This is a genomic window from Agrobacterium tumefaciens, from assembly GCF_005221385.1.
In the GTDB taxonomy this organism is placed as follows: domain Bacteria; phylum Pseudomonadota; class Alphaproteobacteria; order Rhizobiales; family Rhizobiaceae; genus Agrobacterium; species Agrobacterium tomkonis.
Map to the genome: position 1 here is coordinate 2,251,885 of NZ_CP039903.1, position 13,759 is coordinate 2,265,643.

Annotated in this window: 12 protein-coding genes; 5 read left to right on the plus strand and 7 right to left on the minus strand. The window is 60.3% G+C overall.

Features of this window, described 5'->3' with window-relative positions; all coding sequences use genetic code 11:
• The first annotated feature begins 138 nt into the window (after positions 1-138).
• From CFBP6623_RS11395 to CFBP6623_RS11410, 4 genes are all read left to right on the plus strand, one after another.
• Complete coding sequence (locus CFBP6623_RS11395; RefSeq protein WP_046797806.1) at positions 139-909, plus strand: SDR family oxidoreductase; 771 nt, start codon at positions 139-141, stop codon at positions 907-909.
• A gap of 31 nt (positions 910-940) precedes the next feature.
• Positions 941-4,336 (plus strand): hybrid sensor histidine kinase/response regulator, encoded by a 3,396-nt coding sequence (locus CFBP6623_RS11400; protein WP_046797805.1) that lies wholly within the window; start codon positions 941-943, stop codon positions 4,334-4,336.
• Positions 4,333-5,262: a response regulator gene (locus tag CFBP6623_RS11405; protein WP_046797804.1), complete on the plus strand. Its 930-nt coding sequence runs from the start codon at positions 4,333-4,335 to the stop codon at positions 5,260-5,262. The genes CFBP6623_RS11400 and CFBP6623_RS11405 overlap by 4 nt, the downstream gene beginning before the upstream one ends.
• A gap of 279 nt (positions 5,263-5,541) precedes the next feature.
• Entirely contained in the window at positions 5,542-6,066 is a 525-nt protein-coding gene (locus tag CFBP6623_RS11410; protein ID WP_046797803.1) for an AAA family ATPase, read from the plus strand.
• A 29-nt stretch (positions 6,067-6,095) separates the two neighbouring features.
• Here CFBP6623_RS11410 and CFBP6623_RS11415 read toward each other — a convergent pair whose 3' ends face one another.
• The 7 genes from CFBP6623_RS11415 to CFBP6623_RS11445 form a co-directional block, all read right to left on the minus strand.
• On the minus strand, positions 6,096-6,812 hold the full coding sequence (locus CFBP6623_RS11415; protein ID WP_046797802.1) for a polysaccharide deacetylase family protein: 717 nt from the start codon (positions 6,810-6,812) through the stop codon (positions 6,096-6,098).
• 132 nt (positions 6,813-6,944) lie between these two features.
• Complete coding sequence (locus CFBP6623_RS11420) at positions 6,945-8,063, minus strand: branched-chain amino acid ABC transporter substrate-binding protein (RefSeq protein ID WP_046797801.1); 1,119 nt, start codon at positions 8,061-8,063, stop codon at positions 6,945-6,947.
• Positions 8,064-8,180: 117 nt separating this feature from the next.
• Positions 8,181-8,534, minus strand: coding sequence for a DUF6867 family protein (locus tag CFBP6623_RS11425; protein ID WP_046797800.1), 354 nt, complete (start codon positions 8,532-8,534; stop codon positions 8,181-8,183).
• Between the two features lie 170 nt (positions 8,535-8,704).
• Complete coding sequence (locus CFBP6623_RS11430; RefSeq protein ID WP_046797799.1) at positions 8,705-9,433, minus strand: ABC transporter ATP-binding protein; 729 nt, start codon at positions 9,431-9,433, stop codon at positions 8,705-8,707.
• The gene (locus CFBP6623_RS11435; protein ID WP_046797798.1) at positions 9,433-10,323 is read right to left on the minus strand and encodes an ABC transporter ATP-binding protein; all 891 of its coding nucleotides are present in this window, start codon (positions 10,321-10,323) and stop codon (positions 9,433-9,435) included. Before CFBP6623_RS11435 ends, CFBP6623_RS11430 begins: the two co-directional genes overlap by 1 nt.
• Complete coding sequence (gene livM, locus CFBP6623_RS11440) at positions 10,323-11,720, minus strand: high-affinity branched-chain amino acid ABC transporter permease LivM (protein WP_046797797.1); 1,398 nt, start codon at positions 11,718-11,720, stop codon at positions 10,323-10,325. Before livM ends, CFBP6623_RS11435 begins: the two co-directional genes overlap by 1 nt.
• Positions 11,721-11,724: 4 nt before the next feature.
• Positions 11,725-12,627 (minus strand): branched-chain amino acid ABC transporter permease, encoded by a 903-nt coding sequence (locus CFBP6623_RS11445; protein ID WP_046797796.1) that lies wholly within the window; start codon positions 12,625-12,627, stop codon positions 11,725-11,727.
• A 333-nt stretch (positions 12,628-12,960) separates the two neighbouring features.
• Here CFBP6623_RS11445 and cysQ point away from each other — a divergent pair, with 333 nt between their 5' ends.
• Entirely contained in the window at positions 12,961-13,749 is a 789-nt protein-coding gene (gene cysQ, locus CFBP6623_RS11450) for a 3'(2'),5'-bisphosphate nucleotidase CysQ (RefSeq protein WP_080841868.1), read from the plus strand.
• The last annotated feature ends 10 nt before the right edge of the window (positions 13,750-13,759 follow it).

The following is a 13,759-nucleotide window of genomic DNA, read 5'->3' on the forward strand; positions in this document are numbered from 1 at the left end:
TCACGGAACGCCGCACACGGCATAGTCTTCCCCTACGCCAGCTCAAACAAGCTGCGTGGCTTTGACAAACAGCCTCGGATCTTCCGAAAATCGCAACATCGTTTTCGGTCCGATGCTCTGAAGCAAAAAAGGTGAGCGATGGGCATTCTCCAGAAATTCTCTCTCGAAAACCGCACGGCCATCATCACCGGCAGCGGCCGCGGCCTCGGTTTTGAAATTGCCAGCGCGTTTACCGAAGCGGGCGCCCATGTCTGGCTGACCGGCCGCAACGCCGAAACGCTGGAGCAGGCGGCAGATGTGCTGCGCAAGGCCGGCGGAAAAGCCGATTACGCCGCCTTCGATATTGCCGACACAGCGGCCGGCAGCGCCCTTGTCCGCCGTATCATGGACGAAACCGGCCATCTCGATATCCTCGTCAACAATGTCGGCGCGCGCGACCGCCGCCCGCTTGCCGAATTCAGCGACGAGGACGTGCTGGAACTCATCCGCACCGACCTCACCTCTTCCGTCTCGCTGTCGCGGGATGCGGCAGAGGCCATGAACATCAATGGTTACGGCCGCATCATCACCATCACCTCCATTCTCGGCCATATCGTCCGGCCGGGGGATGCGATCTATCCCGTCGCCAAACAGGGGCTGACCGGGCTGATGCGCGCGATAGCCGTGGAATATGGCGCGCGCGGCATCACCAGCAACGCGATAGCGCCGGGCATGTTCGCCACCGAAACCAACGCCGCCCTTTCCGAAAATCCTGAGATGGTGGCCTTCGCCAAGCTGCGGGTGCCGCTGGAGCGCTGGGGCCGGCCGGATGAAATCGCCGGTGCGGCGCTGTTTCTGGCAAGCGACGCGGCCTCCTTCGTCAATGGCCATGTGCTGACGGTGGATGGCGGCATGTCGGTGCGGCTGTGAGAGGCCCGTTGCGGAAAGGCGCTCGATAGGCATGGCCGCACGGCAACGCATCATCCCCGTCAGGCGCGAATATAACCGCTGGGTCGCCAACCAGACGCTGGAAGATTATGCGCTGCGCTTCACCGCCAAAAGCGCCCGGCAATTTTCCTCAAACCGCATCTCCCACACCGCCATCGGCGCAATTTCCTTTCTGGCGCTGGAAGCCATCGGCGGGGCGATCACCCTCTCCTACGGCACCACCAACGCCTTTTACGCCATCCTCGTCGCCGCCATCGCCATGCTGGCCGTCGGCCTGCCGATCAGCCGTTACGCCATCCGCCACGGTGTCGATATCGATCTTCTGACGCGCGGCGCAAGCTTCGGTTATATCGGCTCCACCATCACCTCGCTGATCTATGCCGCCTTCACCTTCATGCTCTTCGCCATCGAAGCGTCGATCATGTCCGGCGCGCTGGAACTGGCGCTCGGCATTCCGCTGTGGATCGGCTACATCATCTCGGCTGTCATGGTCATTCCGCTCGTCACCCATGGCGTGCGCCTCATCAGCCGCTTCCAGATCATCACCCAGCCCTTCTGGATCGTGCTGAACGTCCTGCCCTTCATCTTCATCGCCTTGATGGACTGGGAAAAATACGATCTCTGGCGGGCCTTTTCCGGCATTCACCACGCTTCCGGTCCACCGGGCACGGTGGCGGATTTCAACCTCGTGGAATTCGGCGCGGCCTCGGCCGTCATCCTCGCATTGATGTCGCAGATAGGCGAGCAGGTGGACTTCCTGCGCTTCCTGCCTGCCGAGGGCCAGAGCCGCCTTCGCCACCGCCTTGCCGTCTTCCTGGCCGGCGCCGGCTGGGTCGTCGTCGGCGTGCCGAAGCTGCTCGCCGGCTCCTTCCTCGTGGTGCTCACCTTCAGTTCCGGCGTCTCGGTGGATCGCGCCGCCGATCCGGCCCAGATGTACCTCACCGCCTTCGGTTACATGATCCCCAACGAAACCGCCGCCATGCTGCTGATGGTTGCCTTCGTCGTCGTCTCGCAGCTGAAGATCAATGTCATGAATGCCTATGCGGGTTCGCTCGCCTGGTCGAACTTTTTCTCGCGCCTCACCCACAGCCATCCCGGCCGCGTCGTCTGGCTGGTCTTCAACGTGGCGATCGCGCTGCTTCTGATGGAACTCGGCATTTACCGGCTGCTGGAAGAAACGCTCGGCATCTTCTCCATTATTGCCATGGCGTGGCTCTGCACCATTTCCGCCGATCTCTTCATCAACAAACCGCTCGGCCTTGCCCCGCCGGGCATCGAATTCAAGCGCGCCCATCTTTACGATATCAACCCCGTCGGTGTCGGCTCCATGGCGCTTTCGGCCACCATCGCCCTGATGGCGCATTTCGGCGCTTTCGGCCCGCTCGCCGCCTCGCTCGCGCCCTATCTGACGCTGATCGTCGCCTTCATCGCCTCACCGCTGATTGCCTGGGGCACGAAAGGCAAATTTTATCTCGCCCGCAAGCCGCGCCAGAAATGGCGCGAAGAAAGCACCATCACCTGCTCCATCTGCGAGCACCCTTTCGAGCCGGAAGACATGGCATGGTGTCCCGCCTATGCCGCACCGATCTGTTCGCTCTGCTGCTCACTGGACAGCCGCTGCCATGACATGTGCAAGCCGAAGGCGAAGCTGAACTATCAGGTGGCGACCGTCGCGAAATCCTTCCTGCCGGATCAGCTGGTGGCGAAGCTCGCTACCCGGCTCGGACGCTATGGCATGGCGGCGGCGATTGCCGTCACCGCCATCGGCGGCATATTGGCGATGATCGCCCATCAGGTCGGCACCGCCTCGCCGGAAACGGCCGATGTGGTGAACCGCACCATCCTCATCGTATTTTTTGTCTTCGCCGTCATTGCCGGCATCGTCTGCTGGTTCCTCGTGCTTGCCCATGACAGCCGGGTGGTGGCGGAAGAGGAATCCTCGCGCCAGAACACATTGCTGCTCAAGGAAATCGCCGCCCACAAGAAGACCGACGCCGCCCTTCAGGACGCCAAGGAAACGGCCGAGGCCGCCAATCGCGCCAAGAGCCGTTATGTGGTGGGCCTCAGCCATGAATTGCGCACGCCGCTCAACGCCGTCTTGGGTTATGCCCAGATCCTCGAACGCGACGACACCATCCCCCAACCCCGGCAATCGGCGATCAAGGTCATCCGCCGCTCGGCCGATCACCTGTCGGGCCTGATCGACGGGCTTCTCGATATTTCCAAGATCGAGGCGGGCCGCTTGCAGGTCTATTCCAACGAGATCAATATTCAGGATTTCCTCGACCAGATCGTCGATATGTTCCGCCCGCAGGCGCAGGCCAAGGGGCTGGAGTTCCGCCATGACCGCTCCCGCGCCCTGCCGCAATATGTCCGCACCGATGAAAAGCGGCTGCGCCAGATCCTCGTCAACCTCATCTCCAACGCCATCAAATTCACCGATGAGGGCACCGTCACCTTCGATGTCGGTTATCGCAGCCAGGTGGCGAGTTTCACCGTCTCCGATACCGGCCGCGGTATTGCACAAAAGGACCTCGCCCGCATCTACGAGCCCTTCCAGCGCGGCGAGGCAGACAGCGTGCGCCCCATGCCCGGCCTCGGCCTTGGCCTGACCATTACGAGGCTTCTCACCAATACGCTGGGCGGCGAAATCTCCGTTTCCAGCGAAAAGGACAATGGCTCCACTTTCCGCGTGCGCCTCATGCTGTCTGCCGTGCACCGGCCAAGCACGGCGCCGGCGGCGGAAAAGACCATCCGCTCCTATTCCGGCCCGCGCCGCACCATCGTCGTGGTCGATGACAATGAGGACCACCGCGAGCTGATGCGGCAAGTACTCTCCCCGCTCGATTTCGTGGTGCTGACCGCCCAGAGCGGGCCGGAATGCCTGACGCTGATCGAGGGCGTGAAGCCCGACCTCTTCCTCATCGATATTTCTATGCCCGGCATGACCGGCTGGCAGCTTGTGACGAAACTGCGGGAAGCCGGGCAGACCGCCCCGCTCATCATGCTCTCGGCCAATATCGGCGACGGAACCGTGGCGGGTGCGGGAGAAGACAATCACAACGACGCCATCGCCAAACCGGTCGATATCCGCCACCTGTGCGACAGGCTCGCCGTGCATCTCGGCCTCAAATGGATCTACGAGGCGGATATGCCGCCATCGCCATCGCCGCCGCCCGTGGCGCAGATCGTCCATCCCGGCGCAATTCACATTCAGGATTTGCAGCGTCTCGGTGAAATAGGCTACATACGCGGCATAGAGGCGAAACTCGCCGATCTTGCCCGCAACACGGATAACCTGCCCTTCACGCAGGAACTCGGCACCTATGTGCAGGCCTTCGATCTGGCCGGTTACGCGCATTTTCTCAAACGGTTTGCGGATAACGACACGGGGGACGGCACGACATGAGCGGTCAGGCGGCGGCAGCCCCGAGAGACATTGTATTGCTGGTGGATGACAGCCCGGAAGCGCTCGGGTTTCTCACCGATGCGCTGGAACAGTCCGGCTTTTCCGCCCTCATCGCCACCTCCGGCCAGGCAGCCCTCAACATTGCCGAACGCATTACGCCCGATATCATCCTGCTCGACGCCGTCATGCCTGTTATGGACGGTTTCGAGACCTGCCGCCGCCTGAAGGCCAATGCGGCGGTGGCGCAGGTGCCCGTCATCTTCATGACCGGGCTGACCGAGACCGAACATGTGGTGCGGGCGCTCGAATCCGGCGGCGTCGATTATCTGACCAAGCCGATCAACATCGACGAGCTGCGCGCCCGCATCCGCGTGCATCTTTCCAATGCCCGCTCGGCCCAAAGCGCCCGCGTCGCGCTCGACGCCGCCGGCCGCCACCTGCTCGCCGTGCGCGCTAATGGCGTCATCCACTGGTCGACGCCGCAGGCGACGCGGCTCGTCAACGCCGCCACCGGCCGCGATGACGGGCTGGAGATCGTCGTTGCCCATATTTCCGGCTGGCTTTCGGACAGGGTGACGGTGGATGCCGCCCGCGACACGCCCCTGACGATCACCGAGGCCGGCAGGCCAGCCCTGCAACTCTCCTTCCTCGGCGCGATGGGACCGGACGAATATCTCTTCCGCCTGACCGCCGCCAACGAGAAATCCGACGACCACCTGCTGAAAAACCATTTCGCCCTGACAACACGGGAATCGGAAGTGCTGCTGTGGATCGCCAAGGGCAAATCCAACCGCGATATCGGCGATATTCTCGGCCTTTCCGCGAGAACCGTGAACAAGCATCTGGAACAGATCTATGTGAAGCTCGGCGTGGAAAACCGGGCATCGGCGGCTGTGAAGGCGGCGCATATATTGCATCAGGGGTGACGACCGCCGTTAATATGCTAAGGTTCGTCCGGCATATATTTTCCGCTTGAGCGCGCAACGTCCACTCATTCGTCGAGCGGCGGCCCCTTGTTTCTTCTCCCCGAGGGGGAGAAGTCCGCGGCAGCGGGATGAGGGGGCAAGCTCTCCGCAAATCCGGCAACGTTTCCCCCTTCATCCGACCCTTCGGGCCACCTTCTCCCCCTCGGGGAGAAGAAACTCGCGGCGACCCATCACCCAAAATCACAGTCCGATCCGCTGACCCAACAGGAACAAACACCCATGGACCGTTTCATCATCCTTTCCGGCTGCTCCGGCGGCGGAAAATCCACGCTTCTGGCCGAGCTTGCCCGACGCGGTTTCGCCACCGTCGAGGAACCGGGCCGCCGCATCGTCATCGAAGAAACCCGCAACAACGGCACCGCCCTGCCATGGATCGACATGGAGGCCTTCGCCCGCCGCGCCATCGCCATGGCGCTCGAAGACCGGCAAAAGGCCCCGCCGGAAGGCCCAATCTTCTTCGATCGCGGCCTCATCGATGCCGCCTCAGCGCTTCGACACATAAATGGCGATGCCTTCATCGAGACGCTGCGGGATGCACACCGGTATAACCGTCTGGTCTTCCTCACCCCGCCATGGCCGGAAATCTACAGGGGCGACAGCGAACGCAAACACGATTTCGATGCGGCGGTCGAGGAATACAAGCGTCTGCTCCGCGATTATGACGCGCTTGGCTACGACATCGTCGTGCTCCCCAAAACACGCATCGAAGAACGTGCAGACTTTATCTTGACGCGGATCGGTTGAACGGCACCCCGCAGGCAGCTGAACCGGCCTCAGCGACTGTCCAGCAATTGCGAAACGGTGACGAATTCAAACCCGCGTTGACGCAGACCGTCGATGATCAAGGGCAAGGCCTGCCGGGATATCTCGCGGCTTCGATACATGACATGCATGATGATGATCGAGCCGTTTTTCGTTTGCTCGATAACGTGTTTTGCAAAGGCAGCCGTATCCCCGGCGACATCGGGAAACGATTCCGGCTCAACATCCCACATGATGGTTTTCCGCTCATGCCGGGAAAGATACCAGGGCAAGGCCACCAGCTTCTTGCCATAGGGCGGCCGGAACATGATCTCGCCTCCGTAGCCCGCGGCCCGAATGGCCACGTCGGTGCGCTCAATTTCCTCCCTGATCCGCGCCGGTCCCATCAGCATCATGTTCGAATGCGCATAGCTGTGATTGCCGAGCTGATGCCCCGCGCCCACGATCATCCGCGCCTGCGGCAGGTTTTCTTCGGTTTCCTTACCCGTCAGGAAAAAAGTCGCTTTCACCCCGCGCTCCCTGAGGGTCGTCAAGACACTCTCCGTGAAGCGCGCCGAAGGTCCATCGTCGAATGTCAGCGCCACGACGGGCTTCTCCGTTTCGACCCTTGCGATGATGGTCCCGAAGAGTTGTGTCGTGCGGGATTTGCTGAAGGCGTGCAGGCCGAGAAGCGCGCCCGCCAGCACGGCAAGAACAAGGAACAGAAACAAGGCCCGCTTTATCGTCATTGCCACCCCCCATTGCAGTTTTCGTGAGAGGCTTTTGTTTCCCGCCTTGTTGTCTCCAGTGTGGCAGGCAGAAGCTGCAAAACAAAAAGCCCGGCATCGCTGCCGGGCTTCGATCGTGTATCGCAGAAAGGCTTAGCTGCCCTGCTGGATGTAGGTGAACTTGCCGTCCGGACCCTTCTTCCACTCGTACATGACGTAGCCGGGAAGCTTCGGGTCGCCCTTTTCATCGAAGGAGATGTCGCCGAGTGCAGTCGGGAAGGTACCCTTCTTCAGAGCTTCGGCAACCTTTTCCGGCTCGACGGAACCGGCGGCCTTTGCCGCGCCTGCGATCGACTGCAGGGCTGCATAGGAGTAGAGCGTGTAGGCTTCGGGGTTGAAGCCGGCGGCCTTGAACTTCTCGACCAGCTCCTTGTTTTCCGGGCGCAGCGTCGGATCGGGACCGAAGGTGTTGAGCGTGCCTTCGACAGCGTCACCGGCGATGGACGCCAGTTCGTTCGAAACGATGCCGTCACCCGAAATCAGCTTCGCCTTCAGGCCCTGATCGGCCGCCTGGCGGATGATCAGACCGGCTTCGGTGTGCAGGCCACCCCAGTAGATGACCGTAACGCCGGCTTCCTTCATCTTGGAGATCAGCGCCGAGAAGTCCTTGTCGCCGACATTGACGCCTTCATACATGACTTCCGTCAGGCCGGCCGCATTGGCTGCCTTCTTGGTTTCATCGGCAAGGCCCTGACCATAGGGGGTCTTGTCGTGAATGACGGCGATCTTGGCGTCCTTGAAGTGGTCGGCAAGATATTTGCCGGCAATGCCACCCTGCTGGTCGTCACGACCGCAGGTGCGGAAGGTGTTCCACAGGCCACGCTCGGTAAAGACCGGGTTGGTTGCAGCCGGCGTCACTTCGAGAATGCCGTTTTCGGCATAGACTTCGGAAGCCGGAATGGAAACGCCGGAGTTGAAGTGACCGATGACGAATTTCACGCCGTCGGCAACGAATTTATTGGCAACCGAAATACCCTGCTTCGGGTCGGATACGTCATCGCCCAGCACGATCTTGATCTGCTCGCCATTGATGCCACCGGCGGCATTGATGTCTTTCGCAGCCTGTTCGGCACCCTTCTGGATCTGAGCGCCAAAAGCAGCGTTCGGGCCGGTCAGCGGTGCGCCGACAGCGATCACGACATCGGCCCAGGCCGAACCGCCGAAGGCGACCATGGCGGTCAGCGCGACAGCGGAAAGAAGAGACTTCTTCATTACTTTACTCCCAGTTCCTTGGATGGGTTGATTGCAAGGACCTGTTCGGTACCCACCTTAACCGAACAGAAACCGTTCCACTCTGACGAGCATTGTGCAGCCGGAAAAATCCGCCTGTCAATCTTTCTTCTTGTAGGAAAATGCCGACGTGCGATCGTATAGCCAATAGTAGTTATTGACCATCTGGCTTGTCCGGCGCATGCGGAAACCGATGCTGGAAAAGACCAGAAGAAGAACGACGTCAAACACGTAATAAAAGCCGTTGATGAACGGCCCGTTGAAGAGCGCGTGATGCAGGAAGCGCATCACCAGCCCCAATGCCAGCGTATAGATCACCACACGCGTATAATCGCCCCAGCCATCGGCCACGGACTTGCCCGTGCGCCATGCCGTCCAGAAACCCAAGAGGACAACCAGTGCGCGCAGAACATAACGCACGCCGTTATCGGTTTCGAAAAAAAGGCCCTGCATCTCTTTCCCCATCAGTGCCGGGCGAAAATGCCCAGACCCTGCCTTATCTGTCGTCCCGCCGTTTTGCCGGTGGGCATTTTATTGTTTTGTGTGCAGCCGTTGCACGAAGGCAGCGGCTGAACACCGTTTGCAGTTTTGCGCCGCAAAATTTGCGGCGCAAGTAAAATCTTTCAGTGCCGTCCGCCTTCCAGATAAGCGGCGCGAACCTGTGGGTCGGCCAGCAGTTCCTTGCCCGAACCGCTCATCGTCACCTTGCCGTTGACCATCACATAAGCGCGGTCGGAAAGCTTCAGCGCGGCAAAGGCGTTCTGCTCCACCAGGAAGACGGTCAGCCCTTCCTCCTGGTTGAGTTTCTTGATCGCCTCGAAGATGCCCTTGACGATCAGCGGCGCGAGACCGAGCGACGGTTCGTCGAGCAGAAGCAGCTTCGGCCTTGCCATCAACGCGCGGCCGATGGACAGCATCTGCTGCTCGCCGCCGGAAAGCGTGCCGCCCCGCTGGCTCTGGCGTTCCTTCAGGCGCGGGAACATCACGAAGATCTTCTCGACGTCTTCCTTGAAATATTTGAGGTTGTCGAGATTGGCGCCCATCTGCAGGTTTTCCAGCACCGTCATGCGCGGGAAAATCCTGCGGCCTTCGGGCGACTGGGCAATGCGCTTGCGGGCGATGAGATGCGTCGGCAGCTGGGTAATGTCTTCGCCGTCGAAGATCACCTGGCCGGCACGCGCCTGCGGGCTGCCGCAGATGGTCATCATCAGCGTCGACTTGCCGGCGCCATTGGCGCCGATCAGGCTGACGATTTCACCCTTGTTGACTTCGACATCGACACCGGCCAGAGCGCGGATATTGCCATAATAGGTTTCGACACCCTGGACTTTCAGAAGCGGTTCACCGGACATCAGGCCGCTCCTCCGTCGAGTTCTTCCGCAATCACGTCTTCCACTTCATCATCCTCGACACCCAGATAGGCGGCGATGACCTTCGGGTCGTTCTTCACATGGTCCGGCGTGCCGTCGGAAATCTTCTGGCCATATTCCAGAACCACCACATGGTCGGAAATCTGCATCACAACGGACATGTCATGCTCGATGAGGAGCAGCGACGTGCCTTCATCGCGGATGCCGCGCAAGAGCGCATTGAGCGCCAGCGATTCCTTCGGGTTGAGACCGGCGGCCGGCTCATCGAGGCACAGAAGCTCCGGCCCCGTGCACATGGCGCGGGCGATTTCCAGACGGCGCTGCGCGCCATAGGGCAGATCACCGGCCGGGTCGTCGGCGCGGTCGATCAGATCGGCCTTTTCCAGCCAGTATTTGGCTTTCTCGATCGAGCTTGCAACCGCCCTCTTATAGGCAGGCAGGCCGAGGAGACCGAGAATGGTGTAACCCGAGGCCTTCATCAGCGCATTGTGCTGCGCCACCAGCAGGTTTTCCAGAACCGTGAGGCCCGAAAACAGGCGGATGTTCTGGAAGGTGCGCGCCACCTTCGCCTTCTTGGTGATTTCGAAATCCGGCAGGCGCTCGAGAAGATGCGCCTCGCCACTTTGCTGGCGCATGGTGATCATGCCCATCGTCGGCTTGTAGAAGCCGGTGATGCAGTTGAAAACCGTGGTCTTTCCAGCACCGTTGGGGCCGATCAGCGCGGTGATCTCACCGCGCTTCGCCTCGAAGGAGAAGTCGTTGATGGCCATCAGGCCGCCGAACTTCATCGAGAGATGTTCGACCTTGAGGATCGTGTCGCCCGTCGTATTGCCGTTCGCATTGGATGTCATGTTCATCGTTCCGGAAGCCATCAACCGTGACCTTCCTTGGTAAAGCTGCCGGACACGGCCTTGCGCTCCTTGAGGAAGGCCGTGGGTTCACGCGAGCCGACGAAGCCGCGCGGCTTGAACAGCATGACGATGACCATGGCGAGGCCGAACAGCAGCATACGATAGAGTTCCGGTGTGAAATCAGGCCCGAAGATGTGCTTCAGGAATTCCATTTCACGCAGAAGCTCCGTGCCGCCGACCATGACGAGGGCGGCAATGGCAATACCTGTCAGCGACCCCATGCCGCCAAGCACGACGATGGCGAGGATGACGGCGGATTCGAGGAACACGAAGCTTTCCGGCGACACGAAACCCTGACGCGCCGCGAAGAACGAACCGGCAAAACCGCCGAACATCGCGCCCGTCGCAAAGGCGGTGAGCTTGGTGATGACGGTATCGATGCCGAGTGAACGGCAAGCGATTTCGTCCTCACGCAGCGCTTCCCAGGCGCGGCCAATCGGCATGCGGCGCAGCTTGATCGTGACGTAGGCCGTCAGCATGCACAGAAGCAGGATCACATAGAACAGGAAGATCTTGTAATAGGCCGATGACATCGACAGGCCAAACGCCTTGGCGAAGTTGTTCGGCGCGCCGACATCGAAAGACCAGATGCCGAAGACGGAAGCCTTGGCGATACCGGAAATACCGAAGGTGCCCTTGGTCACATCTGTCCAGTTCAGCAACACGAGACGGATGATTTCACCAAAGGCGAGCGTGACGATCGCCAGATAGTCGCCGCGAAGTCTCAGAACCGGGAAACCGAGGATGATGCCCCAGAAGCCCGCGAGAATGCCGGCAAGCGGCAGAAGCACCCAGAAGGACAGGCCGAACTGGCTGGACAGCAGCGCATAGGAATAAGCGCCAACCGCATAAAAGGCCACGTAGCCGAGATCGAGCAGGCCGGCCAGCCCGACGACGATGTTGAGACCCCAGGCCAGCATCACGTAGATGAGGATCTGGATGCCGAAATTGTCGACGAATTTCAGCGAACCCTGAAAACCGAACAATTGCACGGCGATAACAGGGTAAAGCAGCAGCAGAACCAGCGCCAGCTTGAGGAAGTGCTTATGGAAAAAGCCCTTGTCCTCGGAGATTTCCAGAATGCCGGTTTTTGCCTTGGCAAGCCTGCGGCGATCCATCGACGGTTTGAAGAAGCCGACCACGAGGAAACGGCCAATGGCGGCGACGGCGACGAAGATCGCCAGCAGCCCCCAGCGGGTGCCCCAGATCAGCTGGTTGTTGATATCCTGATAGGTGATGATGCCGATGTAGAGAATGAACATGCCGAACGAGACGACGCCGGCAATCAGCCCCTCCTTCACCGCCGTTGCCATCAGGCTCGGGCTGGAAGCGGCATTTTCGGAAGCGATATTGGTCATGGGATCACACCTTCTCGACTTCCGGACGACCGAGAATACCGGTCGGCTTGAAGATCAGCACGAAAGCCAGGATGCCGAATGCCGCGACATCCTTGTAGGCGATGGAGAAATAGGCCGACCACAGGGATTCGATCAGACCGATCAAAAGGCCGCCGAGAACGGCGCCCGGAAGCGAGCCGATGCCGCCGAGAACGGCCGCGGTGAAGGCCTTGACGCCGGGAACGAAGCCGTCGCTGAACGAAGCCACGCCATAATACATCAGATACATCGTACCGGCGACAGCCGCCAGCGCCGCACCCATGATGAAGGTGATGGAGATCGTCTTGTCGACATCAACGCCGAGCAGGGCAGCCATCTTGCGGTCCTGTTCGGTGGCGCGCTGCGCCCGGCCGAGCGGGGTCTTGTTGACGATGTACCAGAAGGCGAACAGCAGCACCGAGGTAACGACCATGATGATCAGCTGCTTCAGCGATACGGTGATGGCGCCGAAATGATAGCTTTCCGTCACCATGGACGGGATCGGCTTGTTGCGCGGGCCCTGGGTGACCTGGATGAAGTTGGACAGCGCGATCGACATGCCGATGGCGGTGATCAGCGGTGCAAGCCGGAATGAGCCGCGCAGAGGCCGGTAGGCGACGCGCTCGATGACCCAGTTCCACAGGCCGGTCATCAGCATGGCGACGACCATCATCAGAAGCAGAAGAAGCGCCACCGGAATGCCGGCGAAAAACGATGTTGCAATCAAAAAAACGATCAGCGCGGCGAAGCCGCCAAGCATGAAAATATCGCCATGGGCGAAGTTGATCATGCCGATAATGCCGTAAACCATCGTATAGCCGATAGCGATGAGGCCATAGATCGATCCAAGAGTCAGCCCGTTGATGAGCTGCTGGATAAAATACTCCATGTCTTTCCCCCGGGTATGGCCTCAAATGGGCCACGCCTCGTTATGTTAATTATAGGGGGAGCCCCTGCGGGCATCCCCACTCCCAAAATGCATATCGTGTTCGCTAAAAATGTGAAGTCAAAAACAGGCGATCCTGCACAAAATTTGGAATTTCCACACCATCTGCCCGTTTCCCGGTCAAAAGAGCCATGATTTCGGCAGGAAGTGCTGAAAAAATGACGCTGGAATGCTTATTTTAGTCTTGTCTACCGCCATTATTTGACGGGCGACGGGCAAAGGAGTAGCGACATTGGGGATCGAAAGATCCCGGCACGGGATGGCAACGGCAAAGAGATGATCGACATATTGACGAAAGCGGCGCTGGACGCCGGGCAGGCAATCATGGCGGTCCATCGCGCCGGCCCGCATGTGTCTTATAAGGATGACTGCTCGCCGGTGACCGAGGCCGATCAACGCGCCGAAACAATTATTCTTGCGGCGCTGGCCGCTCATTTTCCCGACATTCCCGTGATCGCCGAAGAGGCTGTCTCAAACGGAATTCTGCCGGAAACGGGCAAGGAATTCTTCCTGGTCGATCCGCTTGACGGAACCAAGGAATTCATTTCCGGCAAGGACGATTTCACCGTCAATATCGCGCTTATCCGCAACGGCGCTCCGGTTGCGGGCGTGGTTTACGCACCCTGTCGCGGGCAGGCATGGACTGGCGAAGGCAACAAGGCCGAAAAGCTCGCCATTTCCGGCGAGGGAGCAATCCTTTCCCGCCACCCCATCCGCGCGCGCCAGCGCGGCGCTTCGCCCGTGGCGCTGATCAGCCGCTCGCATTGCACGGCGAAGACGGAAGCTTTCGTGGCCGAACACGGGCTGAAAGACTGCATTTCCGTCGGCTCCTCACTGAAATTCTGCATGCTGGCGGAAGGGGCCGCCGATATCTATCCCCGCTTCAGCCGCACCATGATATGGGACACGGCCGCCGGCGACGCCGTGCTGCGTGCCGCAGGCGGCCGGACGCTCGATTGCGAAGGCCAGCTGCTCGGCTATGCCGTGAGGGGTGATGGTGAGGATGCGCTGGCCAATCCGGATTTTATTGCCGAAGGGGCGGTGGCGGTGGAAGTCGCGGGGTAACGGGCGCTCG